The 25,402-nt window shown below is 64.1% G+C and carries 21 protein-coding genes; 12 read left to right on the top strand and 9 right to left on the bottom strand.

Translation table 11 applies throughout. The features are described 5' to 3' along the window. The first annotated feature begins 36 nt into the window (after window positions 1-36). The 3 genes from EV679_RS00975 (at window position 37) to EV679_RS00965 (ending at window position 3,364) form a co-directional block, all read left to right on the top strand. Window positions 37-1,089: a TRAP transporter substrate-binding protein gene (locus tag EV679_RS00975; protein WP_068373585.1), complete on the top strand. Its 1,053-nt coding sequence runs from the start codon at window positions 37-39 to the stop codon at window positions 1,087-1,089. Between the two features lie 110 nt (window positions 1,090-1,199). Beyond that, the gene (locus EV679_RS00970) at window positions 1,200-2,246 is read left to right on the top strand and encodes a TRAP transporter substrate-binding protein (RefSeq protein WP_068373589.1); all 1,047 of its coding nucleotides are present in this window, start codon (window positions 1,200-1,202) and stop codon (window positions 2,244-2,246) included. Next, window positions 2,243-3,364: an alpha-hydroxy-acid oxidizing protein gene (locus tag EV679_RS00965; RefSeq protein ID WP_068373592.1), complete on the top strand. Its 1,122-nt coding sequence runs from the start codon at window positions 2,243-2,245 to the stop codon at window positions 3,362-3,364. Before EV679_RS00970 ends, EV679_RS00965 begins: the two co-directional genes overlap by 4 nt. Before the next feature lie 88 nt (window positions 3,365-3,452). Here the strand turns inward: EV679_RS00965 and EV679_RS00960 are convergent, their stop codons facing one another. The 5 genes from EV679_RS00960 to EV679_RS00940 form a co-directional block, all read right to left on the bottom strand. Next, window positions 3,453-4,124 (bottom strand): YiiX/YebB-like N1pC/P60 family cysteine hydrolase, encoded by a 672-nt coding sequence (locus EV679_RS00960; protein ID WP_068373595.1) that lies wholly within the window; start codon window positions 4,122-4,124, stop codon window positions 3,453-3,455. Window positions 4,125-4,128: 4 nt separating this feature from the next. Next, window positions 4,129-4,527, bottom strand: coding sequence for a DUF4878 domain-containing protein (locus EV679_RS00955; protein ID WP_068373598.1), 399 nt, complete (start codon window positions 4,525-4,527; stop codon window positions 4,129-4,131). Between the two features lie 224 nt (window positions 4,528-4,751). Further along, a complete protein-coding gene (locus EV679_RS00950) occupies window positions 4,752-5,174 on the bottom strand; it encodes a nuclear transport factor 2 family protein (RefSeq protein ID WP_068373601.1) in 423 nt (140 codons plus the stop codon). Window positions 5,175-5,425: 251 nt separating this feature from the next. Next, window positions 5,426-6,592 carry a methionine aminotransferase gene (locus EV679_RS00945; RefSeq protein ID WP_068373754.1) on the bottom strand — a complete coding sequence of 389 codons (1,167 nt, stop codon included), beginning with the start codon at window positions 6,590-6,592 and terminating at the stop codon, window positions 5,426-5,428. Window positions 6,593-6,783: 191 nt separating this feature from the next. Then, window positions 6,784-7,587, bottom strand: coding sequence for a helix-turn-helix transcriptional regulator (locus EV679_RS00940; RefSeq protein ID WP_130486327.1), 804 nt, complete (start codon window positions 7,585-7,587; stop codon window positions 6,784-6,786). A 232-nt stretch (window positions 7,588-7,819) separates the two neighbouring features. On the opposite strand from EV679_RS00940, the gene EV679_RS00935 reads away from it, so the two are divergent. From EV679_RS00935 to EV679_RS00925, 3 genes are all read left to right on the top strand, one after another. Next, window positions 7,820-8,833, top strand: coding sequence for a PDR/VanB family oxidoreductase (locus EV679_RS00935; RefSeq protein ID WP_130486326.1), 1,014 nt, complete (start codon window positions 7,820-7,822; stop codon window positions 8,831-8,833). Between the two features lie 149 nt (window positions 8,834-8,982). Then, window positions 8,983-10,104 carry an aromatic ring-hydroxylating oxygenase subunit alpha gene (locus tag EV679_RS00930; protein WP_068373610.1) on the top strand — a complete coding sequence of 374 codons (1,122 nt, stop codon included), beginning with the start codon at window positions 8,983-8,985 and terminating at the stop codon, window positions 10,102-10,104. A 212-nt stretch (window positions 10,105-10,316) separates the two neighbouring features. Further along, on the top strand, window positions 10,317-11,366 hold the full coding sequence (locus EV679_RS00925; protein ID WP_068373613.1) for a TRAP transporter substrate-binding protein: 1,050 nt from the start codon (window positions 10,317-10,319) through the stop codon (window positions 11,364-11,366). Window positions 11,367-11,426: 60 nt separating this feature from the next. Here the strand turns inward: EV679_RS00925 and bioD are convergent, their stop codons facing one another. Next, window positions 11,427-12,809 carry a dethiobiotin synthase gene (gene bioD / locus EV679_RS00920; RefSeq protein WP_242611430.1) on the bottom strand — a complete coding sequence of 461 codons (1,383 nt, stop codon included), beginning with the start codon at window positions 12,807-12,809 and terminating at the stop codon, window positions 11,427-11,429. 803 nt (window positions 12,810-13,612) lie between these two features. After that, window positions 13,613-14,803, bottom strand: a complete 1,191-nt coding sequence (gene bioF / locus EV679_RS00910; protein ID WP_130486325.1) for an 8-amino-7-oxononanoate synthase — start codon at window positions 14,801-14,803, stop codon at window positions 13,613-13,615. 196 nt (window positions 14,804-14,999) lie between these two features. On the opposite strand from bioF, the gene EV679_RS00905 reads away from it, so the two are divergent. Then, window positions 15,000-16,274, top strand: coding sequence for an adenosylmethionine--8-amino-7-oxononanoate transaminase (locus tag EV679_RS00905; protein ID WP_068373620.1), 1,275 nt, complete (start codon window positions 15,000-15,002; stop codon window positions 16,272-16,274). A 42-nt stretch (window positions 16,275-16,316) separates the two neighbouring features. On the opposite strand, the gene soxR is transcribed toward EV679_RS00905, so the two are convergent. Next, window positions 16,317-16,778: a redox-sensitive transcriptional activator SoxR gene (soxR, locus tag EV679_RS00900; RefSeq protein WP_068373623.1), complete on the bottom strand. Its 462-nt coding sequence runs from the start codon at window positions 16,776-16,778 to the stop codon at window positions 16,317-16,319. Between the two features lie 133 nt (window positions 16,779-16,911). Here soxR and EV679_RS00895 point away from each other — a divergent pair, with 133 nt between their 5' ends. From EV679_RS00895 to EV679_RS00880, 4 genes are read left to right on the top strand one after another with little or no spacing between them, the layout of a single operon-like run. Then, the gene (locus EV679_RS00895; RefSeq protein WP_068373626.1) at window positions 16,912-17,343 is read left to right on the top strand and encodes a DoxX family protein; all 432 of its coding nucleotides are present in this window, start codon (window positions 16,912-16,914) and stop codon (window positions 17,341-17,343) included. Between the two features lie 26 nt (window positions 17,344-17,369). Beyond that, window positions 17,370-18,506 (top strand): efflux RND transporter periplasmic adaptor subunit, encoded by a 1,137-nt coding sequence (locus EV679_RS00890; RefSeq protein WP_068373629.1) that lies wholly within the window; start codon window positions 17,370-17,372, stop codon window positions 18,504-18,506. Further along, entirely contained in the window at window positions 18,503-21,583 is a 3,081-nt protein-coding gene (locus EV679_RS00885) for a MexW/MexI family multidrug efflux RND transporter permease subunit (protein ID WP_068373631.1), read from the top strand. The genes EV679_RS00890 and EV679_RS00885 overlap by 4 nt, the downstream gene beginning before the upstream one ends. A gap of 2 nt (window positions 21,584-21,585) precedes the next feature. Continuing rightward, window positions 21,586-22,995, top strand: coding sequence for an efflux transporter outer membrane subunit (locus EV679_RS00880; RefSeq protein WP_278043804.1), 1,410 nt, complete (start codon window positions 21,586-21,588; stop codon window positions 22,993-22,995). Window positions 22,996-23,033: 38 nt separating this feature from the next. Here EV679_RS00880 and EV679_RS00875 read toward each other — a convergent pair whose 3' ends face one another. Then, window positions 23,034-23,825: a TetR/AcrR family transcriptional regulator gene (locus EV679_RS00875; protein WP_130486323.1), complete on the bottom strand. Its 792-nt coding sequence runs from the start codon at window positions 23,823-23,825 to the stop codon at window positions 23,034-23,036. Between the two features lie 295 nt (window positions 23,826-24,120). Here EV679_RS00875 and EV679_RS00870 point away from each other — a divergent pair, with 295 nt between their 5' ends. Next, window positions 24,121-25,386: an MFS transporter gene (locus EV679_RS00870; RefSeq protein WP_130486322.1), complete on the top strand. Its 1,266-nt coding sequence runs from the start codon at window positions 24,121-24,123 to the stop codon at window positions 25,384-25,386. The last annotated feature ends 16 nt before the right edge of the window (window positions 25,387-25,402 follow it).

The raw sequence follows: 25,402 nt of genomic DNA, 5'->3' as shown, positions 1-25,402 counted from the left end.
GAGACGGAAAAAAATTATTCACAGAGGAGACCTACCATGAAGACCTTGCATTGCCTGCTTGCCGCCGCCGCGCTGGCGACCGCACTGCCGGCCGCTGCTGCCAAGCCCGTTGTGTTGCGCGTGCATCACTTCCTGGCTGCGAATTCCAATGCCCAGGTAAACATCATCGAGCCCTGGTGCAAGCGTATCGAGGAGCAGTCACAGCAGCGCATGCGCTGCCAGATCTACCCGGCCGCGCAGTTGGGCGGCACGCCCGCGCAGTTCTTCGACCAGGCTCGCGACGGCGTGGTGGATATCGTGTGGGCGATCCCGACTTACGCCTCGGGCCGTTTCACCAAGACCGAAGTCTTCGAGCTGCCCTGGATCACTGATAACGCCGAAGCCGGCAGCAAGGCATTCTGGCGCTATGTCGATGAGTATGCCCAGGACGAATACAAGGGTGTCAAACCCCTGTTCGTTCACCTGCATGACGGCACCCTGCTGCACTTTGCCGGCAAGGAACCCAAGACCCTGGAGGAACTCAAGGGCCTGAAGGTGCGTGTTCCTACCCGCATCAATTCCACCATGATCGGCCTGTTGGGCGCGGTGCCGGTGCAAATGCCGTTGCCGCAGGTGCCGGAATCGGTGGCCAAGGGGGTGATCGATGGCGCCACCGTGCCATGGGAAGGTATGCCCGCCATCAAGCTGAGCGAAATTGCCAAGTGGCACCTGGATGTTCCGGAAGGCATGCCGCGCATGTCGAATACCACCTTTCTGTTTGGCATGAACCAGGCGAAGTACGACAGCCTGCCGGATGACCTGAAGGCGGTCATCGATGCCAACAGCGGCCTGGAGGCATCAGGCTGGGCCGGCCGCGCCGGTTTCGACGAGCAGCTCCAGCGCTTCCAGGACGAAGCGATCGGCTATGGCGGCACGATCTATCACATCACGCCGGAAGAGTACCAGCGCTGGGTTGAGGCTACCGCGCCCATCGTCGATGAATGGAAGAAGGAAGTCGCGGCCAAGGGCGCTGACGGACAGCAGCTGTACGAAGCCGCGCGCGCCCTGGTGGCGGAGTATGCGAAGGCCCCGGCGGCAGGCCAGCAGTAGGCAGCTTGACGGCGGCTGGCAATCAACGGCGCTGGCAGCGATGCCTGCCGGCGCCGTGCAGGAAAACCAAATAAAAAATACATGCCTGGAGACAGGCCGAGGAGACAAGAATGCGTATTTCAACCCTGGCGTTGCTGTTCCCCGCCCTGCTGGCCGCAGGCGTTGTTCAGGCAGCAGACAAGCCCATCACGCTGCGTGTGCAGCACCCCCTGCCATCGACGTCCAGCGCACAGAAGAATCTGATTGAACCGTGGTGCGCAAAGATCCGCGAAGAATCCGCCAACCGTCTGCAATGCCAGATTTACCCGGCGATGCAGCTAGGCGGCACGCCCGCGCAATTGATCGATCAGGTGCGCGACGGCGTGGTGGATGTCATCTGGACGACCGCAACCTATGCTTCAGGCCGCTATACCAAATCCGAAGTGTTCGAACTGCCCTGGGTGACGCGTTCGGCAGAGGCCAGCAGCAAGGCGCTGTGGACTTACGTGCAGGACAACGCCACTGACGAGTTCAAGGGTGTACGACCGGTTTTCCTGCACTTGCATGAAGGCGCACTGCTGCACTTTGCCGATGGCCGCAAGCCGCAGAAGCTCGAAGATCTACAATCGCTCAAGTTGCGTGCGCCGACCCGGCTGAATTCGCGCAGCATTGAAGCGCTGGGGGCGACGCCGGTGCAGATGCCGATGGCGGCGGTGCCGGAATCCATGGCCAAGAAGGTCATCGATGGCATTCTGGTGCCCTGGGAAAGTGCGCCGGCGATCCGCCTGCAGGAACTGGCGAAGTACCATGTAGACGTGCCCGAAGGCCAGCCCCGCCTGTCCAACACCATTTTCCTGTTCGGGATGAACCCGGCCAAATACGACAGCCTGCCGGACGACCTGAAGGCGGTCATCGATGCCAATAGCGGCCTGGAAGCGTCCGGCTGGGCCGGCCGGACGGCCTTCGACGATCTCAGCGGGGTCTATCGCGACCAGATTGTCGCCGCAGGCGGTGAAATCTATCATTTGCCCCAGGCCGAGTATGAACGCTGGGTGGCGGCAACCGAACCGGTGCAGGAAACCTGGTTCAAGGAAGTTGCCGCCAAGGGAGGCGATGGCCCGGCGCTGCTGCGCCAGGCCCGCGAACTGGTTGAACGCTATGAGGCAGAACGGCAATGAATATCGCCGCATTGAGGGAAAAGGCCAGGCGACGCCTGCCCCGCGCCATCTTTGATTATGTGGATGGCGGCGCCGAGGACGAGCAGACCCTGGCGGATAATCTGGCGTCGTTTTCCGGCTGGCGCTTCGTGCCCAGCCGGTTGACCGACTTGCGTGCCATGCGCCTGGATACCCGCTTGCTTGGGGGGCCGGCGGAGTTTCCGGCGGCCGTCGCGCCGACCGGACTCAACGGCCTGCTGTGGCCGGGCGGCGATATCGCCCTGGCGCGCGCGGCGCAGCGCGCCGGCATTCCCTTTATGCTCTCCACCGCCTCCAACGCTTCCCTGGAAGACGTGGCGCGGCAGGCGCAGGGACGGCTCTGGTTCCAGCTTTATGTGGTTGAACAGACACTGGCGCTGTCCCTGGTGCAGCGCGCCCGCGAGGCGGATTACGAGTGCCTGGCGGTGACGGTGGACGTGGTGGCCAACGGCAAGCGCGAGCGCGACGTGCGCAATGGCTTTCGCATGCCGCCTCGCTATACCCCGGCCATGGTGCTCGATGGCCTGATGCATCCGGGCTGGACGTGGAACTATCTGCGCCATGGCATGCCGGCACTGGGCAATTTCCAGACGCCGGAAGCGCAATCGCCTCAAGCCCGCGCCGCCCTGCTGCGGCGTTCCATGGATGCCGGGTTTTCCTGGGAGGCGCTGGATGCCGTGCGCCAGGCCTGGCCCCGGAAGTTGATCGTCAAGGGGGTGCTGGACCCTCAGGATGTGCTGCGCTGCCGCGCCATGGGGGTGGATGCCGTCGTGCTTTCCAACCATGGCGGGCGCCAGCTCGACAGTGCGTGGACGGGCATGGAAGCTTTGGCAGCCTTGCAGGGCATGGACCTGCAAGGCTGCGAAGTCATGGTAGATGGCGGCGTGCGGCGCGGCTCGCACCTGGCGAAGGCCGTGGCGCTGGGCGCCAGCGGCGTCCTGCTGGGCCGAGCCGTGCTCTATGGCCTGGCCAGCGGCGGCGAGGCAGGCGCATTCGAAGCCTTGCAGATACTGCGCGACGAGTACCTGGGCACCCTGACTCATCTTGGATGCGAGAGTACGGCGGCGCTGGATAAAGGTTTCGTGGCAGCACGTGGCTGATGCGGCCTGGGTGCCTGGTTGGGTTGCCAGACCCAGGGGCAGCCTGATGACGCGGGCTGGCAATGTGCCCAGCCCGGCAGGGTGCGCCTCAGTGGCTGGTAACTGCCTGGGTTGAGGGGACGAAGGTTGCCAGCGCAGGCGCGGCGCCCGTATCTGCCGTCACCGGTGCGTCAGCCAGCGGGCGCAGGTGCGGCGATGCCGCCAATCGCCCGGGCAGCAGGTACTGGCCCTGCATCAGCGGGATGGCCAACGGCGTGAATTCGACTTCCAGGTCCAGCCCGGCATCCTGCCAGGCCTGCCACACCAGGGTGGTGCAATAGGTGCCGGCCGGGTCGGCGATCCGGAACGGTTTGCCCAGCCCGGCACGGGCGGCTGCTACAGCCTGGGCGCGTTGCCTGGCATCCGTGCCGTCCACGTGATACACGACATGGCGGCGGGACAGCTTGGGGTCGGTAAAGAATTCCAGCGGGTCGATGACGACACCGTCTGGGCGTCCCGGGACTTCTGAGGGCGTGGCATGCAGCACTTGCCAGTTGCCGGGTTCACCCAGCAGCATGCCAACGTGGCTGAAGCCGCCGCCGTCCACCGTCATGACAGCGTCGCTGACGGGTTCGGTGCCTTCACGGAAAATCAGGTCGCCAGCGCGGGCGTCAGGCGGCAAGGCGCTGCTGCCGCCCGCCAGTGCGGCAGCAGACAACAATGCGCCCGCCCATGCAAGGCACAGGCGGGCGATCCGGGTAGTCGACGTGCGGGCCGTCACCGACTTACTTCAGGCTGATCTTCCAATCGCCGCCTTCCTTGACCAGGTTGTTGTTGGACGTGGAGTCCTTGCCGTTGCCGAATACCAGCTTGGTACGCACGACGGCGGTGTTGTTGGCTTCGTCGATCTGGACTTCGACGATTTCTACCTTATCCAGGCCGTCATTGGCAGCAACGCGCTGTTGCATTTCACCGACGATCATCTGGATCTTGCCCTTGGCCATGGTCATTTCGGAGGCGGGCACTTCGGCCAGGGCGATTTGCTTGGTGGCCAGTTCCACGTCACCCTTGGCCGCAGCCTTGTAGAAGGTTTCAACGACGGATTCAGGCTTGCCGCCGGAGCAGGCGGCCAACATGAGGGCGAAGAACAGGGCAAAGAATGCAGACAGGCGTGAACGAAGCATGACGGAAATCCTGTGAAATCATGAATGAGATTTATTTTTGGTGCGGCCCATTGTAGCGTCGCGTGGCGCAACGGGCGCCCGGCCTGCGTTTCAGGGCAGGCCGGGGCAAGGTATTGTAGGTTTATGAGTACCTTCGTACGTATGCGGCAAGGTATCAAGTCGCTACAGGGGGCGGCGGGGAGCGTACTTCGCCAGCACAGGCATGAACGGCCTGCCGGACCTTGCTACTGTGTGGCGGAACGTGAGGGTGATTTTTCCCAGAGGAGAATTTTCCAAACGTGGTTCTGTTCATGGAGCCGCATGTCCTCGAGGCTGGTCTTGCCGTTCTTGAAGACGAGTTCCGCCTGGACGTTGGCTTGTGTGCCCTGGTGTGTCAGCCTGCTTTGCAGGATACGCACGTTTTCCAGACCCTGGTTGGCTTGTATGCCGGTGTGCATTTCCTCAATGGCGGCACGTTGCTTATTGCGTTCCGTGGAGTCCCCGGGGTGGATGACCTGCTCCAGCGCCAAGGCGGTATTGCCATCGGCGATGGCTTGATAAAACAACTGGACCGTGCCGTTGGGCGTGTTGTTGGAGTATGTCATGCAAGCCGACAGCAAGGTGGCGAGCATGACCATCAGGCAGGCAGTCAGGCGGATGGGATGCATGGTTTCTCCTGAAGCGTCATGTTGCGTGTCTGGATGGGGGCCGAATTGCGTTTGGTGGGCCGCGCAGAAGATAAAACCCGGACGGCACGGCTCTGAGTATGCCGGGCCGCGTGGCGGCCGCCAATACCTGAGATCATGGAGTGACAGCCGTTGCGGATTGCAGTAGGCGGTTGCAATGGTCCTTGCACCAGCGTTGCCAGGCATGTTGGGCGATGGCGCCGGGGAGCCAGGGACAGGCAATGGGTGACGGTTCAGACGTCTTGCAGGCGTTCCAGCGCTTGCGCCAGGGTGGGCGTCTTTTTGGCGAAGCAGAAGCGCACGATACCGTGATTGGATGCCGGTGCCTGCGGGTTCTGGTAGAAAGCGGCCACCGGAATCACAGTGACGCCATGCTCGCGCGTCAGCCAGATGGAAAAGTCGGATTCGTTCAGGTCGGACACCTGGTCATACTGCGCCAGCAGGAAAAAGGTGCCGGCGCTGGGCAGGGGCCGGAAGCGGGTCTGTGCCAGGCCTTGTGCGAGGAAATCGCGTTTTTCCTGGTAGAAGGCGCTCAGGCCCGAGTAGGTTTCGGGCCGGCCCACGAAGTCGGCATACGCATGCTGCATGGGCGTGGGCGAGGTGAAAACCATGAATTGGTGCACCTTGCGAAATTCCTGCATCAGTGCGGCGGGCGCCAGGCAATAGCCCAGTTTCCAGCCGGTCGTGTGATAGGTCTTGCCAAAGGAAGACACGATGAACGAGCGTGCGGCCAGGGCGGGCCGCGTTGCCATGCTCAGGTGGGGGCGTTCATCGAACAGAATGTGTTCGTACACCTCGTCGGACAGGATCAGCAGGCCGTGCTGGCTGACCAGGGCTTCCAGTGCATCCAGGTCGCCGGCTTCCAGTACGGTGGCGGTTGGGTTGTGTGGCGAGTTGATGATGAGGAGCCGGGTGCGTGGAGTGATGGCCTCGCGCACGGCATCCCAATCGAACCGGAAATACGGGTCGCTGTCTGTGGGTGCGCGCATGGCGACGGCGACGGGCGTGGCCCCGGCCAGGCGGATGGCCGGCCGGTAGGAGTCATAGCCCGGTTCGATCACGATGACCTCATCTCCGGCCCCGGCGGAACAGAAGATGGCGGCCATCAGGGCTTGCGTGGCGCCACTGGTGACGGTGATCTCGGTGCCGGCGTCGTAGGTGTGGCCGTAGAGGGCCGCGACCTTGGCGGAAATGGCGGCCCGCAGGGCGGGTAGGCCTGGCATGGGCGGATACTGGTTCAGGCCGAGGGCCATGGCCTCGGTGACCTTCTGGCACAGCGCCGGATCGGGGTCGAAGTCAGGAAAGCCCTGGCCCAGGTTGATCGACCCGGTCTCGACGGCGAGCTGGCTCATGGTGGTGAAGATGGTGGTGCCGACGTCCGGCAGCTTGGACTGGATCATGTTGGTGTCATTCAAGGGTTCCCGCCGCACAAGTGCGGTGTCCGCATCATGCAGGCACGCCGGCAGGCCGCCCGGCCGGAACGGCGGGCCAGGCTGCAATCATAAACAGTCTGCTTATTACTGGCGGCAATGGCAGCATGACTGCTGGCAGTAAGGGGGGCAGGATGGTGCGGCAGGGGCTGGCTGGCACCTCAGGCGGTGCCAGCCGGCGTACAGGGGGGAGTGACCAGCGCGAAGAGCTGGCTGCGGAAATTGATGTTCAAGCGCAGGAAGGCCCGGTTGCGATAGGTTTTGACGGTGGTTTCCTTGATGCCCAGGGCGGCGCCGATGCCGGCATGCGTCAGGCCGCGCAACAGCAGCAGGCAGACTTCCAGTTCTTTTTCCGTCAGTTGCGGAGCGGCGCGCAGCAGGGTCGCCCGCCAGCTTTCTGCGGGGACTTCCTGCCGTTGCAGGGCCAGGTGCCCGCGCACCAGTTGCAGCAGCGCCGGCGTGAGCTGTTCGAACGCCTGGATTTCATGGTCGCGGAAATAGCCGGCATCGCGGTGACGGTAGAGGTTCAGCATCAACGGCGCGCCCTGGTCATCCCAGGACAGGCTGCACAGGCGTTCGCTCATGTCATGGCGCTGGTAGATCTCCTGGCGGTACGGCGAAAAGCTGATGTCCTCGGCCAGCAGGTGGCCGATCAGGGGGCGCTCCATGGGCGGGTGGCTCTGCATGCGGCTGGCCAGTTCGTCATGGTTGTGAAAGCGTTGCGAGTAGTCGTCCCAGCAGCGCCAGACCAGCCGCCGGTCGCGATGGCGCGAACCGGCCAGCAGCAGGCTGGGGTGCCCGGCGGCAATGCGCAGGACGTTGAAATGCTGGGAATTGACCCAGTGCGCCAGGCTGTCCAGCAAGGAGGCCGGGAATTGCTCGCTGCCCATGGCGCGGGTCAGGCTGACGATGCGTTGCAGGTCGGGCTGTGGCGAGGCGTTGGACGTATTCCAGATACTGATCATGGCTGACGCTCTCGATTCGATAAGAGCCCTATTCTCCGCGCTCTTGCGCCCGCTGCCAATCAAGGTTTGTCCGATCCCGGGGCGCACGGTCCGGCGCTGTCCTCTTCAGGGATGACAGCACTTCCGCAGCGGATCGGTAATCTGTCTGCCAGAGACAAAAGCCGCCGGCTGCCATGGCGCAATGGCAGCGGTGCTTACGCAGGTAGAACAATCAGCAGCAGGTAGAACAATCATGACCCACGCGCCCCACTCCATGCTCTTGCGGGTCAGCCGCGTCACGGCCGAAGCCAAGGACGTGCTGGCCGTCGAACTGGTCGATCCGTCTGGTGCGGCGCTGCCGGCGTTTGCACCGGGCGCGCATCTGGAAATGCACTTGGATAACGGCATGATCCGCCATTATTCCTTGCTCAATGACAGCAGTGAACGCCAGCGCTATGTCGTGGGCGTGGGGCTGGCGCCCGACAGCCGTGGCGGTTCGCGCTTTATCCACGGTTCGCTGCGCGAAGGCGATAGCATCAAGGTGCTTGGTCCGCACAACCACTTTGCGCTGGATGAACAGGCGGGAGGTTATTGCCTGGTAGCCGGCGGAATCGGCGTGACGCCGATTCTGGCCATGGCGCGCTGGGCGGAACGTCAGGGCCGCCCCTGGCGTGTGATCTACACAGCCAGGGGGCGGCACCGCGCTGCTTTCTACGAAGACCTGCTGGCGCTGGACCAGGGGCGCGGCCGGGTGCAACTGCATTTCAACGACGAGCAAGCCGGCCGGTTGCTGGCAGTGGAAGCACTGGCGGCATCGCTGGGGCCGGATGAACATCTTTACTGCTGTGGCCCGGACCCCTTGATGCAGGCAGTCAGGCAGGCCACGGCGGACCAGGCTGCACGGGTGCATTTCGAGTGGTTTGCCGCACCTACCAGCGCGCCGGGCGCCACGGCGGGCAATCCAGAGGGTAAGCATGCGGGCCCCGGCACCGGGGATGGCGGCGGTTTCCAGGTCATTCTGCGCCAGAGCGGGCAAACGCTATGGGTGAGCGAGGAACAGAGCATTCTGGAGGCCATGGAAGACGCTGGCCTGTCGCCCGCCTTTTCGTGCCGTGCCGGCATCTGCCGCTCATGCGAGACCCGAGTGCATGCCGGCACGCCGGATCACCGTGACATGGTGCTCTCGGATGAAGAAAAACAGGCCAACACCACCATGCTGATCTGCTGTTCGCGGGCATTGACACCCGCGCTGGAACTGGAGCTGTAGCCCTGCCAGGTTTCCGTGGCTATGCCAGGGAAAATGCCGTCATCAGGGATTTGGCACACAGGCTTATACATAGGTTATCAACAGGTTTTCGGGCGCTTGTTGCCGGGTGCGTCCAGGCACAGGCCGTCCGCCGGAAAGAGGAGACACAAATGACCCTGCCGACTTCGAACATCATCGTCAATTCCCGCAAGGCTTCGGCGCAGATGGCAACGCGCCATACGCCGTTTATCTTCAATGAGTGGTATGTCGCGGCGTTCTCCGGAGATGTTGGGCGCGAGTTGATGGCGCGTACCATTCTGGGCAAGCGCCTGGTGCTCTACCGCACGCAGGCGGGCCAGGCCGTGGCCATGGAAGACCGCTGTGCGCACCGCTCGTTTCCGTTGTCGCGCAGCTGGCTCGATGGCGACACTATCGTTTGCGGTTATCACGGTTTCCGCTATGACGGGCAGGGCAACCTGATCGAAACCCCTTCGCAGAAGACCTGTCCGCGCGGCATCGGCATACGGTCCTATCCCATCGTGGAAAAAGGGCCGCTGCTGTGGATCTGGATGGGCGATCCGGCACTGGCCGACGAAAGCCGGCTGCCTCATCAGCCCTGGATAGAAAACCCGGATTGGGAATGCAGCTCGGGCTATTTCCATCATCCGGGCAATTACATCAGCATGCATGAAAACCTGCTGGACCTGACTCACCTGCAATTCCTGCATGCCAATACCATCGGCACCCCGGATTACGCCAGCGCGCCCTTTGAGCTCGACCTGAAGCAAGAGGGCTATTACAGGCTGCTGCGGCGCATCGTGCCTACCACGCTGTCGCCCGTATGGGGCAATACCACCGGCATTACCGGCCCGACAGCGGCGCGCATTGTGACATCCGAGTTCCTGTCGCCTGGCCTGCACCGTGTCAGCGTGACGTTCTACGACACGGCCCTGCCCGAGGAAACCCGGCCGGTCTTTCATATCCATACCGCGCACATCATCACGCCGGAAACCGACCACAGCATGCACTATCACATCGTGCACGGCCGCGATTTCGCCCAGGCCGACAAGGCCCTGGGTGAATTCATGCACGAGCAACTGTTCGCCGCCTTCAACGAAGACGTGGAAGGCCTGGGGGCGCTGGAAGCCGTGATCGACGACGTGGACGAGAGCCACTATGAAATCTCGGTGGCCAGCGACGCCCCGGCCGTCGCCATGCGCATCTACATCAAGAAGCGCGCCGACCGCGAAGCAGAAGAACGCCTGGCGCGGCTCACGGGCGTGACAGCCTGACGGCGCCAGGCAAGTGGCCGTGGCGGCGCCGGCCAGCCCGGTCATTGCCGCCAGCGCCAGTCGGCGCGCGCCTTGATGGATTGATTGGCACTAATTATCCATAGCGCTACCAACAGCTTATCCACAAGGATATGCATTTCATATCAACAAGGGTGTCCACAGAGATACCCACAACCTGCCGCTAGGCATGGAAAAAAGACCGGAGACCAATCATGCGTCGTCTATCCCAGGTATTGACCCCTATCGCCCTGTCGCTCGCCTGTATGGCGCCCATGGCAAGCCAGGCACAGGATAAATTCGTCCTGCGCGTTTCGCATTTCCTGCCGGCGACTTCCAATGCCCAGGTCAATGTCATCCAGCCCTGGTGCGACACCCTGGCACGGGAATCGCAGCAGCGCCTGACCTGTCAGATCTATCCGTCCATGCAGCTGGGCGGCACGCCTGCGCAGTTGGCGGACCAGGTGCGGCGCGGCGCGGCCGATGTGGTGTGGACGGCGCCGGGCTATTCAACCGGACGCTTTCCGCGCAGCGAAGCCGTGGAACTGCCTTTCATGCTGCCGGCACAAGGAGAGCTGGGCTCGAAAATCATCTGGGAATTCTATGAACGTGCCCTGAGGGACGATTTCAAGGACTACCACGTCCTGGCGTTGCACAGCGATGGCGGCATGCAGCTGCACAATGCCAGCAAACCGGTGACGACACTGGAGGCCTTCAAGGGCGTCAAGCTGCGGGCCTCCACTCGCATGACGGCACGCCTGCTGGACAGCCTGGGCGCGACGCCGGTCAGCATGCCGCCGGCGCAACTGACGGAAGCCCTGTCCAAGGGGGTGGTCGATGGTGCGTTGGTGGGCTGGGAAGTGCTGCCTGCGCTCAAGCTCGATGAAGTCACGCGCTACCACTCCGAACCTGCTGCGGACCAGCCCATTTTCTCCACCACGCTGCTCAGCTTGCTGATGAACAAAAAGCGTTATGAATCCCTGCCGGATGACCTGCGCGAAATCGTCGACCGTAACAGCGGCCTGGCCTTGTCGATGAGCATGGGCGCGAACTGGGAACGTTCCGCCAATGCGGCGCGGGAACAGGTGCGTACGCAAGGCGCGCAGGTGGCGGAGATCGGCACGGTGGAATACCGGAAAATGCGCGATGCCGGCCAGGTATTGACCGACACCTGGATTGCCGAGGCTGCTGACAAGAAACTGGATGGCGCCGCGCTGGCGGCGGCATTGAAGGACATTGCCCAGGCGAATGGCTTGAAGTATTGAGGATGTCCCGCCTGCATGAAAACGATACGTGCCTTTCGCTTAACGGCAGGCACGTGTTCGCTATTGTTCCAGGCAGGTTTCCAGCGACGGCATACGCACAGCCAGCGCCTGCACGGTCGCCGGGTCCAGCTTCTCGTAGTGCGGGAATTCCGCCAGCACCCTGACTTTGCCGAAGGTTTCGATGGCCTGACGGTTGCCGGGGGACGGCGGCCCGTTCATGATGACGCCCAGGACCGGCACGCGGCGTGCCGCCAGTGCTTGCAGGCTAAGCAGCGTGTGGTTGATGGTGCCCAGGCCGCTGCGGGCGACCAGCACGACGGGCAGGCCGAAGCGGACGATCAGGTCCAGCATCGTGTGCCGGTTATCCACAGGCACCAGCAGTCCGCCCGCGCCTTCGACGACGAGCGGCGCGGTGGCGGCAGGCAACTGCAGGGTTTCTATGTCCACGCAGGTGTTTTCCTGCAGGGCGGCAGCCCAGGGGGATAGCGGCGCTTGCAGGGTGTAACCCGGCGCGTGTACCCGATCCGGTGCAAGCGCGGCCAGGCGGGTGACGGTGTCGGTGTCGCCGCTTTCCTCTGCCAGTCCGGTTTGCAGGGGCTTCCAGTAGCCGGCCTGCCATGCCTGTGCCAAGACGGCACAGGCCAGTGTCTTGCCCACGCCGGTATCCGTGCCCGTGACGAATACGCCGGCAGGCGGCCGGCGCCAGGCGCCGTAGGCAATTTCGTAGCTCACGTGTGTGTATTCCTTGTCGAAACGGGTGATGACCGCGCGCAGCTGGCGTGGCGATAGGGGAACATGGCCGGCGGCAGGAATATCGGCGCCGATGGCTTTCAGCCCGCGCACAAAAGCCAGGCCGCCGGCCTGCGGGGCGTGCAGGGTTTCGGTCTCTGCCCGGCCGCTGAAAGGCAGGTAACGGCCCAGTTGCTCCGGCAGTGGATAACTTCGTGTGCCGGCCTGCCATCCCAGCTGTTCATGGGCATCTCGCCATTCACGGAAAGTGCCATCGGCCAGGGTGCTGAACGCCAGCCATCCGCCGGGCGCGAGCAGGTTGGCCAGGCGTGCCAGGCCGGCATCGAGGTCATTGAACCATTGCACGGCCAGGCTGGAACAGATCAGGTCGTAGGGGCCGTCCAGGTGTCCAGGGTGTTCACCGTCCAGTACGCGGAAATCGGCATAACCTGCTGGAAAGTGGCTCTGCGCCTGGCTCAGCATGGCCGGGGAAATGTCTGTCACGGTCCAGTTCGCAGGGCCAAGCAGGCGTGTCAGTTCCCGCGTCAGCAGGCCGGTGCCACAGCCGATTTCCAGAATCCGGGGGCGTGGTGGCAGTGGCAGCGTGGCAATGCGGCGGGCCGGTTCCAGGGCGGCGTGCTCTTGAACCCAGGCGTGCCGGTCATAGCGGGCGGAGCTGGAACCGAAGCGTCCGGCGATTTCCTGCTTGTGGATAAGATTGTGAGTAACGGTGCTTCGATGGGGCGGATTCCATTGATTTTCCGGGCCCTGGGCTGGCATGGCTGGATGGATGGACAGTATGAACTCCACAATCCGTTCGGCACACCAGGCGCTGTCTGTCAGGGGCAGCAAATGTCCGCCTGGATGCCAATGCGTGTCGGGAATGGCCAGGGCCTGCGACATCGGCGCGGGAACCAGCGGGTCGCTTTGTCCGGCCAGCAGGCGAACCGGCAGGGTCAGGCCGGCCAGCGCCGCGCGTTCATCATGGTCACGCAGTGCACGCAACCCTGTGGCAAGTGCGGCGGGCTCGGGCGACCGGGTACAGGCGGGCGCGCCGCAGCGGGCACGGAAGTCATTGACAACTTCCCCGGGCGTTTCAGCCAGTTTGTCGAGCATGCGCGTCAGCAGGCGCGGCGGTGTGCCACTAGGGTGGTCCGGGCTGCGGCAGAAGCGCGCAAAGCCGTTGATCATGACCAGCCCGGCGCAGCGTGGCGGCAGCCTGCCCAGCAGTTGCATGGCGCCCAGGGAGTGTCCGATGGCAATCACCGGGCCCGCATGTGCGGGCCAGTGGCCGGATGGCGGTGCAGGGAGTATACCGGGCTGGGCCGGTGCACCGAAATAGCCGGCATCCAGCACTTGCTGCGGGTAACTGGGCAAGTGGAGGGTCAGGTGGGCGCGTACTTCATCCCAGAACGATGCGTCGAAGGCCCAGCCATGGACGAACAGCAGGGTAAGGCCGTGTGCGGCCGGCGCGCCTGCCGGGGCTGTTGGCCGGGTGGCGGAGGTGTCGTGCATGTTCAACCCCGGCCCGGTGCTTGCGCCATGGTACGCCGCAAGGCGTCAGCCAGCAGGTGGATATCCTGCTCGCCGTGGGCGGCGGACAATACCAGGCGCAGCCTGCTGGTACCAGCAGGCACCGTCGGTGGCCGGATGGCGATGGCCAGGCAGCCCTGCTGCAGCAGGCTGTCGCTCAAGGCCAGGGCGCGGCCGGCATCGCCGACGATGGCTGGAATGATCTGCGTGCTGGAATTGCCGCAATCCAGGCCCAGTTCGTGCAGCACGCTGCGGATTTCCGCGGCGTGCGCGTGCAGTTGTTGCCGTTCGGCGTCCATGGCGGGCACCAGTTCGAGCGCGGCATCCATTGCGCCCAGCACGGCGGGCGGCAAAGCCGTGGTGTATATCAGCCCGGAACAGGTATTCACGAGGTAGTCGCATAGGGTGCGCGAGCCTGCGATATAGGCGCCAAAGCCGCCCAGCGCTTTACTGAAGGTGCCCATGGCGAGATCCACGCCGGGCACGCCACAGGAAAGGCCCATGCCGTGCCGGCCGAGCACGCCCGTGGCATGCGCTTCGTCCAGGTAGAGGAAGGCGTCATAGCGGTGCGCCAGCGCGGCGAGCGCGGGCACATCGGACTGGTCGCCATCCATGCTGAATACGCTTTCCGTCACGATGAAGCGTGTGCCGGGTTCGCCAACGCGCATCTGCAGCAGGCTTTCCAGGTGGGCCAGATCGTTGTGGCGGTAGCGTATCTGGCGCACGCCGGCGGCCTGGCATCCCATGTGCAGGCTGGCGTGATTGAGGCGGTCGCAGAAAACAAGCGGCGGATGCCTGCCATCTGCCGCGGCAAACAGCGCGGGCAGGATGGCGGCGTTGGCCTGCCAGCCCGAGGCCAGCAGCAAGGCGGCTTCCGTGCCCTTGAGCGCGGCCAGGCGCGTTTCCACTTGTTGGTGTATCTCCAGCGTGCCGCAGACCAGACGCGATGCCTGGGCGCCTGTGCCCCATGTCGCAGTCCAGGCCCGGGCACGGTAGGCCAAGAGCGGGTGGCGCGCCAGGCCCAGGTAGTCATTACCGGAGAAGTTCACCAACATGCGGCCGTCGCGCTGGATATGGCCGGCAGGCGCGGGACCGCACGGCCGCAACTGCCGCAAGGTATGGCTGGCGCGTGCACGGTCCAGGTGTGGTTGCAGCAGGTGGTCTATTTTTGACATTAATTAGGAGAAGAAGAATGCATTTTGGCTACATATTGATGCGGCCGAAGATGTGGGTACACTCGCCGGGCCGCATTTTTCCGCATTTTAGTCAGGAAAATCGGAATGGCAATCGTCGTTCAAAATGCGTTAATTGACTTTTATCACGTTGCCAAAATCACTCATTTATCTTTAATTGTTATAAGGTGCGAATCGCATGGACGCATATTCCAGTGACTGGGCGGCACAGGGGCAGCGGCATATCTGGCTGCCCTACACGCAGATGCAGACCGCAACGCCACCGTTGCCGGTGGTGCGTACCGCCGGCAGCCGGATCGAACTGGCGGATGGGCGCACGCTGATAGATGGCGTGGCTTCCTGGTGGACGGCCTGCCATGGATACAACCATCCCCATATCGCGGATGCCGTGCGGTGCCAGCTAGATACCATGCCGCATGTGATGTTCGGGGGCCTGGTGCATGAACCGGCACTGCGGCTGGCAAGCCGATTGGCCACCATGCTGGGGGGCGACCTGGAGCGGGTGTTCTATACCGACTCGGGTTCCGTGGCGGTGGAAGTGGCGATGAAAATGGCGGTGCAGTACTGGCTCAATCAGGGCGAGCATGGCCGTACGCGTTTTCTGGCGTTCCGTGGCGGCTACCACGGCGATACCCTGGGCACGATGGCCGTGTGCGATCCGGAAGAAGGTATGCATGCTCGTTTTGCGGGCATGCTGATCGGGCACGATATCGTCGCCCTGCCCGGCGATGACGAGGCCGAAGCCGCACTGGACGATTATCTGGCGCGCCATGTCCACGAGCTGGCGGGCATCCTGGTGGAGCCGCTGGTGCAGGGGGCCGGCGGCATGCTGATGCATGACTCGTCCGTATTGCAGCGCTTGCGGCGGCTGGCCGATCGACATGGCCTGCTGCTGATCTTCGATGAAATTTTTACCGGCTTTGGGCGTACCGGCACCATGTTCGCGTTCCAGCAGGCGGGTGTCCGGCCGGACATTGTCACCCTGTCCAAGGCACTGACCGGCGGTACCCTGCCGCTGGCGGCAACCGTGGCCAGCCGGCGTATCTTCGAGGGCTTTCTGTCGGACGACCCAGGCCATGCGCTCATGCACGGCCCGACATTCATGGGCAATGCGCTTGCCTGCGCGGCGGCCAACGCCTCGTTGGACCTGTTCGAGCAGGAGCCGCGCCTGGCGCAGGTGGCGGCGATTGAAGGGGTGCTACGCGCCCGGTTGATGCCCTTGGCGGCGCTGCCCTGGGTCGCGGACGTGCGTGTGCTGGGCGCCATCGGCGTGGTGGAACTGCGGCAGGTCGATGACCGCGAAGCGCTCAAGCGCCGCTTTGCCGACGCCGGCGTCTGGATACGTCCGTTCGGGCGCATTGCCTATGTGACGCCGGCATTTACGATTGCGCCGGATGAACTGGCATTCCTGCTTGATGCCATGGGCACGGTGCTGGCAGCGGGCCAGCCCTGAACCTTGCAGTGCTCAACGGGCGGCTGCCAGGCCGCCCGTCGTTCAGGGCCGTTCCAGAATGCGTGGCCCTGCCCCTTCCTGGCCCAGGATATCGCCAGGATTGCGCAGCGGACAGTCCTCCATGGACAGGCAGCCACAGCCGATACAGCCGTCCAGCTCGTCGCGCAGCCGCTGCAGGCGGGTAATGCGCTCATCGAGGCTGATGCGCCAGAGCGACGACATCTCATGCCACTGTTTTGCGCTCAATTTGCTGTCGGCCGGATAGCGGCATAGCGCATCCTTGATTTCTTCCAGAGGAATGCCGGCGCGCTGCGCCACTTTGATGATGGCGATGCGGCGCAGCACGACCGACGGGAAACGGCGTTGGTTGCCGCTGCTGCGACTGCTCGCGATCAAGCCCTTGGACTCGTAGAAATGGATGGTCGACACCGGCACGCCGCTGCGGTGCGCGACTTCGCCCACGGTCAGCGGGCGAGAAAAATCAATGGGTTGCTGCGTCGCCATGATGCTTGACCTCAAGTTAAGTTGAGGTTTTATAGTCCAGCTCAACCTCCAATGCAAGTCTGCATTGTTCTTGTTCTCCCATCTGTCATGAGCCGGGCAGCGCTTGCCGGCTCGATCTTCTGGAGTCACGCGCATGCGCAATTTTGTCGATAACGCTTTGGATAGCAAATGGCTCTGGTTGCTTGCCCGCATCCTGCTGATTGTTGTGTTTCTGTCGTCGGGGCTGGCCAAGCTCATCGACTTCCAGGGGGGGCTGGCGGAAATGCGCGCCGCCGGCCTGGAACCGGTCCTGTTCTTCAACATCGCCACGGCGGCAGTGCTGCTGGGCGGTTCCTTGCTGATCGTGCTGGATCGCGCGCTCTGGTTGGGTGCGGGGGCGCTGGCGGTCTTCATGGTGCTGGCAGTGGTGATCGTGCACCGCTTCTGGGCCTTGCCGGAAGCCCAGGCCCAGGTGGCGCTGTTCTGGGCGCTGGAACATACCTCGGTGGTGGGCGGGCTGATCGCCGCCGCCATTGCCAGCCGGCTGCGTCAGCGGCTGGCCGTCAGCCCCTCGCGGCTGCGCTAGAACCCTGATGCGGGAGTCATGGAATCATGAAAAAGAATAATGGTTTTTGGGGTATGGCCGCGGTATCGGTTGCCGTGGCTGCGTTGGCACTGGTGGTGCTGCTGTTGACCGACCGTTCCAGCGCCCAGGCGGGCGGCGCCTGGCCGGCCACCAAGGTGGCGCTGGCGCAGGCGGAACGTATCGCGGCGCCCCGGGCGCTGCATGGCGTGGGGGCGCTGGAAGCGGCGCGCCAGGTGAGCCTGGCGGCGGAAGTGTCGGGCCGTGTGACGCGCATCGCGTTCGAGTCGGGGCAGTCGGTCAAGGCTGGCCAATTGTTGGTACAGATCAATGATGCGCCTGAACAGGCCGAGCGTCTGCGTTTGCAGGCCCAGTTGCGCAATGCCGAAACGGTGCTGGCGCGCACCCGCGTATTGCGTGCCGACAAGGTAGCGACGCAGGAGCAGCTCGACAATGCCACGGCAGCCAGGGATATGGCGCGGGGCGAACTGCGCCGTGTTGAGGCCGTGATCGCGCAGAAGGCCGTGCGCGCGCCCTTCGATGGCGTGGTCGGCATACGCCGCATCCACGAGGGCCAGTACCTGAATGCCGGCGATGCCATTGCCAGCCTGGTGGATGCTCGCACCATGCATGTGAATTTTTCGCTGGATGAGCAGGCTGTGCGTCATCTGCATGTCGGCCAGCCGGTTGCCCTGCAGCTGGACGCCTGGCCCGACCAGGCGTTCGAGGCTCGCATCACAGCCATCGACCCGATGATAGGCGAGTCGCGCACGGTGCAGGTGCAGGCCAGCCTGCCTAATGAAACCGGTGTCCTGCGCGCCGGCATGTTCGCTGGCATACAGGTGCAGCGGCCTCAGCCGGAAGTGGTGCTGGCCGTACCCGAGACCGCAGTGACCTACAGCGCCTACGGCCAGACCGTGTTCGTGGCCAGGTCCGAAGAAGATAAAGGGCTGATCGTGCGCCGTGTGTCGGTGAAGACGGGCGAACGCTGGGATGGCCGCGTAGAAGTGGAGTCCGGGCTGGCCGAAGGTGACCAGGTGGTGGTGTCCGGCCAGATCAAGCTGAGCGATGGCATGCAGGTGGAAGCCGTGGCCAACGATGCGTTGCGTGATGCTGGGCAGCCCGGCAGCGCCGCCGCCGGAACGGCGGGGGGAGCCGGGGCATGAAATTCACCGATGTGTTTGTGCGCCGCCCCGTGCTGGCGCTGGTGGTCAGCTGCCTGATCGTATTGCTGGGGTTGTTTGCGCTGGGCAAGTTGCCCATCCGCCAGTACCCCTTGCTGGAAAGCTCGACCGTGACGGTCAGCACCGAATACCCTGGCGCGTCGGCAGAGCTGATGCAGGGTTTCGTCACCCAGCCCATCGCCCAGGCGGTTTCCTCGGTGGAGGGCATAGATTACCTGTCTTCCTCATCCATGCAGGGGCGCAGCGTGGTGACGCTGCGCATGGAGCTCAACCGTGACTCCACCCGGGCATTGACGGAAACCATGGCCAAGATCAACCAGGTGCGCTACCGCCTGCCGGACCAGGCCTATGATCCGGTGGTCGAGCTGTCGGCCGGGGATTCGACTGCCGTGGCCTATGTCGGCTTTTCCAGCGACAGCCTGTCCACCCCGGAGCTTACGGATTATCTTTCACGCGTGGTCGAGCCGCTGTTCTCCGGTATTGACGGCGTTGCCAAGGTGCAGACCTTCGGCGGCCAGAAGTTGGCCATGCGCCTGTGGCTGGATAGTGAAAAACTGGCGGGTCGCGGCCTGACGGCCAGCGATGTCGCCGATGCCGTGCGGCGCAACAATTACCAGGCGGCGCCTGGGCAGGTGCGCGGCCAGTACGTGGTATCCAATGTGAGGGTCAATACCGACCTGGGCAGCGTCGAGGAATTCCGCGACCTGGTGATTCGCAACGACGGTAACGGGCTGGTGCGCCTGCGTGACGTCGGCACGGTGGAACTGGGTGCGGCCGCCACCGAAACCAGCGCGCGCATGGACAGCGTGAACGCCGTGCACCTGGGCCTGTTTTCTACGCCGGCAGGCAACCCGCTGGTGATTGTCGACGGCATCCGCCAACTGTTGCCGGAAATCGAGAAAACCTTGCCGCCAGGCGTGCATGTCGAACTGGCTTTCGAAACCGCGCGCTTCATCGAGGCGTCCATCAGCGAAGTGATGCATACGTTGTTGGAAGCGGTGCTGATCGTGGTGGTGGTGATCTGGCTGTGTCTGGGTTCCTTGCGCAGCGTCGTCATCCCGGTGGTGGCCATTCCGCTCTCCATGCTGGGGGCGGCAGGCTTGATGCTGGCTTTCGGCTTCAGCATCAACCTGCTGACGCTGCTGGCGATGGTGCTGGCGATCGGCCTGGTGGTGGATGATGCAATCGTTGTCGTGGAAAACGTGCATCGCCATATCGAGGAAGGCAAAAGTCCGGTGGCGGCTGCGTTGGTGGGCGCGCGGGAAATCGCCGGGCCGGTGGTTGCCATGACGCTGACGCTGGCTGCCGTCTATGCGCCCATCGGCCTGATGGGCGGCCTGACCGGGGCGCTGTTTCGCGAGTTTGCGCTGACGCTGGCCGGAGCGGTCATTGTTTCCGGCGTGGTGGCGTTGACTCTTTCACCGGTGATGAGTTCGCTGTTGCTGCCTGCAGGGCAGCAGGACGGCCGCCTGGCGCGCATGGCAGAGCATGTGTTCAGCGGCCTGGCGCGGCGCTACGGCTTTGTCCTGGCGTTCTCCCTGCGGCAGCGCTGGCTGAGCGGTGGCTTTGCGCTGTTGGTTTGCCTGGCACTGCCGTTCCTGTACCAGATGCCGCAGCGCGAACTGGCGCCGGCTGAAGACCAGGCGGCCGTGCTGACTGCCATCAAGGCGCCCCAGCACGCCAGCCTGGAGTATGCCGAACGTTTCGCCGAAAAACTCGAAGGCGTCATGCTGGGCATCCCGGAAACCACGGGCACCTGGATCATCAATGGTACCGACGGCCCGTCGTCCAGCTTTGGCGGCATCAACCTGTCTCTTTGGGGCGACCGCGAGCGTTCGGCGGCGCAGGTGCAGGCCGATCTGCAGCAGGCTGTCAGCAATGTCGAAGGCAGCAGCATTTTTGTCTTCCAGCTGGCGCCCCTGCCGGGTTCCAGTGGTGGCCTGCCGGTGCAGATGGTGTTGCGTAGCGCGCAGGATTATCCGGTGCTGTACCAGACGATGGAAGAACTCAAGCAGCGTGCGCGGGCCAGCGGATTGTTCGTCGTGGTCGACAGTGACCTGGAATACAACAACCCGGTCACCCAGGTGCGCATCGACCGCGCCAAGGCGGCCAGCCTGGGCATACGCATGCAGGATATCGGCGATTCGCTGGGCGTGCTGCTGGGGGAAAACTACCTTAACCGCTTCGGGTTGCAAGGCCGTTCCTACGATGTCATTCCGCAGAGCGTACGCGAACAGCGCCTGACCCCGCAGGCCCTGGCGCGCCAGTATGTACGCACGGAACAGGGAACGCTGGTGCCGCTGTCCACGGTCGTGACGCTGGAAATGGCGGTAGAGCCCAATCGCCTGCCGCAATTCGATCAGCAGAACGCGGCCACCCTGCAGGCCATTCCCGCGCCGGGCGTGTCCCTGGGGCAGGCGGTGGCCTTTCTGGAGCAGGCGGCGGCGGAACTGCCGCCGGGTTTCAGCCACGACTGGCAATCGGAATCGCGCCAATACGTCCATGAAGGCAATGCCCTGCTGTTCGCGTTCCTGGCGGCGCTGGTGGTGATCTACCTGGTGCTGGCGGCGCAGTACGAAAGCCTGGTCGATCCTCTCATCATCCTGATCACCGTGCCGCTGTCGATCTGCGGCGCCCTGCTGCCGTTGGCGCTGGGCTGGGCCACGCTGAACATCTACACCCAGATCGGCCTGGTGACGCTGATCGGGCTGATCAGCAAGCACGGCATCCTGATGGTCGAGTTCGCCAACGAACTGCAGGTGCGCGAGCAACTGGATCGTTCCACCGCCATTGTGCGCGCGGCGAAGATCCGCCTGCGGCCGGTGCTGATGACCACTGCGGCCATGGCCTTTGGCGTGGTGCCGCTGCTGTTTGCCAGCGGTGCAGGTGCCAACAGCCGTTTCGGGCTGGGCGTGGTGATTGTGTGCGGCATGTTGATCGGTACGGTGTTCACGCTGTTTGTGCTGCCGACGATCTACACCCTGCTGGCGCGCGACCACCGGGTGCAAACGGTGCGCAGCCGGCAACTGATTGAGGCCGAAAAGGCGCTGGAGGCATGACCATGGAACAACGCTTTGCGCGCGGGCTGGTGCTGGGGGCGCTGGCCCTGCTGGGTGGCTGCATGGTCGGCCCGCGCTATGAAACCCCGGAACAGCCGCCGATCGCGCTGGCCAGTGCGCAGGCGGCCGGTTTTACTGCGCCTGATGCCGTTTTGCCGGCTCGCTGGTGGACCCTGTTTGACGATCCTGTCCTGGAGCAGTGGATAGATGCCGCACTGGCACGCAACCACGACATTCGGCAGGCCCAGGCTTCGTGGTATGCCGCCCGGGCGGTGTTTGATGAACGCCGCCTGGATCGGACGCCGGGTATCACTGCCAGCGCTGGCTATGAGCGCGGCATTCAGCAGCAAATGGGTGCTGATGGCGAGCCGGCACGCATGTTGTCGGAATCCTGGCGAGCAGGTTTCGACATGCAATGGGAAATCGACCTGTTCGGCCGGCTGGAGCGCCTGCAGCAGGCTGCGTTGGCGCGCGCCGATGCCGCCCAGGCGGAACTGACGCTGATGCGCCTGAGCATTGCGGCGGAGGTGGCTCGTACTTATTTCGAAGCGCAAGGGTTGCAGCGCCAGATAGCCGTGACTGAGCAGGAAATTGCCAACTGGGACGAAACCGTGCGCCTGACCGACGCCATGGTGCGCGCTGGCAGCGGCCTGCCCGAAGACCTGGAAAACGCCAAGAGCCAGAAGTTGCGCAGCGTGGCAGCGCTGGCGCCATTGGACACGGCCTTGCAGCAGGCTCATTTCCGGTTGGATGTCTTGGCGGGAGAACGGCCGGGACAAGGCCTGGGCGTACCGGGTGAACGGACGGCGGGCATCTGGGTCAGGCAGTTGCCGCTGGGCGACGTGGATACGTTGATCCGGCGTCGTCCGGATGTGGTGCGGGCGGAACGCCAGCTGGCAGCCAGTGTCGAGGATGTCGGAGCGGCCACGGCCGAGCTTTACCCGCGCCTGGACCTGGGCGGCTTCATCGGTTTCTTTGCCTTGCGGGATGGTGACCTGGGCAGCGCGTCGCGGGCGTTTCAGCTGGCGCCGGGCTTGAGCTGGCCGGCCTTGCGCCTGGGCAATGCGCGGGCGCGGCTGCGGGGTGCAGAAGCCCTTTCCGAAGGCGCGCAGGCACGCTACGAACAGGCCGTGCTGCAAGCCCAGGAAGAAGTCGAAAATGCCGTGACACGCTTGTCTGACAACCAGCGCAGGATGGCGGCCTTGCTGCAATCGGCGCGGCATGCCGAAGCGGCGTTCGATATCGCGGACAAGCGCTATCGCGCGGGTGCTGGCGCCTACCTGGCAGTGCTGGAGAACCAGCGTGCGCTGTTCCAGGCCAGGCAGGCAATCGCCGAGGCTGAAACCGCTTCCTTTGTGGATGTGGTGGCGGTCTACAAGGCGCTGGGCTGGGGGGCAGGAGACGTGCTGTAGGCGATTGCCGGCCGGGTGCAAACGCCAGGCGTCTGGCGTCAGTCCTCTTTCTTTGCTCTTGCGGGCCCTGGGCTGGCACGCCGCCGCCTGGCGGCCGTGGCTGGCTTGGCGGGCGTGCCGTCTGCCGGTTTTTGGCCTGGTTTATTGCCCCGTTCTGGGCTTGGCTCAGGGTCTGGTCCGTGGGCTTGCCCCTGCCCTTTGTCTTGCCCCGTCGCCAGGCCGGCCGGCTGCGCCAGCAGGCCCCACAGATAATCCAGCAGTTCTGTGTCGCTGGGCATGGCGGCACCGGTTACGGCCAGCGCATCGGACGCTTCCACATCGCTGTGCAGGAAATACTGCACCAAGCCCCCCATGGTCACCAGCAGCAGTCCGGGCGGCACGTCGTCGCGCAGGACGCCGGCTGCTTGCGCCGCCTGCACCACCGGCACGAACAACTGGTTCAATTGTTGCGAGCGCGATTTGCGCTCTTGCCGGGGAGCGCCCAGCACACGCCAGAGCTGGAAACGCAGGGATTGCGGATGGGCGCGCCAATAACGCATGTAGGCCGCCAGCATCTGTTGCATGCTTGCGCCGGTGTCTTGTTGCGGGTGTGCCAGCGCGGCCTGCAGGGCCTCGATGAATTCATCGGATATGCGTTGGCCCACCAGGTTCCACAGGCTTTCCTTGTCCTTGAAATGGTGGTGGATCAGCGCGGCGGAAACCCCGGCCTCGGCGGCGATCTCGCGGGTGGTGGCGCCATCGAAACCGTGCTTGGCGAAAACGGTTAACGCGGCGGCCACAATGCGGTCACGGGCATCGACAGTGGTATAGACCTTGCGGAGTTCGGGCATAGGGATCATTCCTGCGGAAAGCATGGCCGGTGCCATTGCCGCCAGGGCAAGCCGCCCGGCCGGATGGCCGCAGCAGGCCGGCTGCGCTGCGCCAGAGGGCGGCCGGCATGGGTTCGGGGCTGTGTTGCCCAAGCTGCTAATCATAGTGGAGGAAACGTCATTGTCACAGCGTGGCATTGACGTTCTGATTAGTCAGTTGATAGACTGATCAAATGATCAGCATCGCTTGCGGTGCTGCATCGCCTCGGCGCTCGCCGGGTTCTCCTCGTATCCCTTCATTTCCTCCACAGGCAACATGACATCCCAACAACACCCGGCGCGGGCGGATACGCCATCGCAGCGGCAGGTTTCGCGCGCCCTACTCAGTATTTACCTGGCGCTTTTCGCTGCCGCCACCGGCATGTCCTGCGTATTCGCCATCCTGCCTGCGACCGGGCGCGGGCTGGGCCTGAGCGAAACGCAACTGGGCTGGGTGGTGGCGCCGGCTGCGCTGGCGTTCGTACTGTTCGGGCCGGTCTGGGGCAAGCTTGGGCAATACCTCTCAGCCAAGGCCATCTGCACCGGTTCGCTGTTGACCATGGTGGTCTTCAACCTGCTGTTCGGCTACACCATGTCCTGGCGCGGCGAAGGCATCATCTCGTTGTCTGCCTGCTTTGCCATGCTCGTCTTCAGCCGCTTGATGCTGTCGCCGTTCTCGGCTGCGTTGCTGCCCACTGCCCAGGCCTATATCGCCCGCGTTACCGAAGGGGCGGCGCGTTCGCGGGCGCTGGCGGGCATGGGGGCCAGCTTCGCACTGGGCCTGGTGGCTTCGCCTGGCCTGGCGGCGGTGGCCACCAGCGCCGGCCTGCTGATGCCTTTCTATGTCGTGGCTGTGTTGCTGCTGGTTGCGGCAGGCGCCTGCTGGCTATTCCTGCCGTCGGCCGCAGAAATGGCCAGGCATGGCGCGGACCATCCGCATGCGGCCAGCCATGCCGCGCAGCACGCGCGCACTGCCTGGGCCGATATCTGGCAGCCGCTGGCGGTATTGGTCCTGCTTTACGTCATCTACGGCATCCTGATGCAGGTCACCGGCTTCAGGATGCAGGATCAATTTCACCTGCAGGCCACGCAGGCGACGCAATATGCCGGCACCGCCCTGATGGCGACGGCCGTCACACTGGTCGGCGCGCAAATGGCACTCTCGAAAATCTCCATCCCCGACCCCCGCGTCCAGCGCCGCCTGGTGCTCGTCGGTGGCCTGCTGGGCGCGTGCGGGCTAGGCTTGTTGATCACTGATGCCGGCTTTGCGCTGCAACTGGTCGGCATGGGCCTCTTCGGGCTCAGCCTGGGCACCTTCCTGCCCTTCCTGCTCAGCCTGCTGACGCACCGGGCCCAGCACGCCGGAGACCAGGCCCGCGTCGGCGGCCTGAGCGGTGCTGCGCAGGGCCTGGGCATGATGATAGGCCCGCTGCTGGGCGCATCCAGCTACCGCATGAGCATGCACACGCCCTACTGGATCGCGACGGCAGCCATCGTCCTGGCCAGCGTGATCTATGCGCAGACTAGCCGGGTGCGGGGGTGATGGGGATTGTGGCGGT

The sequence above is a fragment of the Kerstersia gyiorum genome (genome assembly GCF_004216755.1).
Taxonomy (GTDB): domain Bacteria; phylum Pseudomonadota; class Gammaproteobacteria; order Burkholderiales; family Burkholderiaceae_B; genus Kerstersia; species Kerstersia gyiorum.
This window is presented reverse-complemented; position numbering and strand designations above follow the sequence as displayed.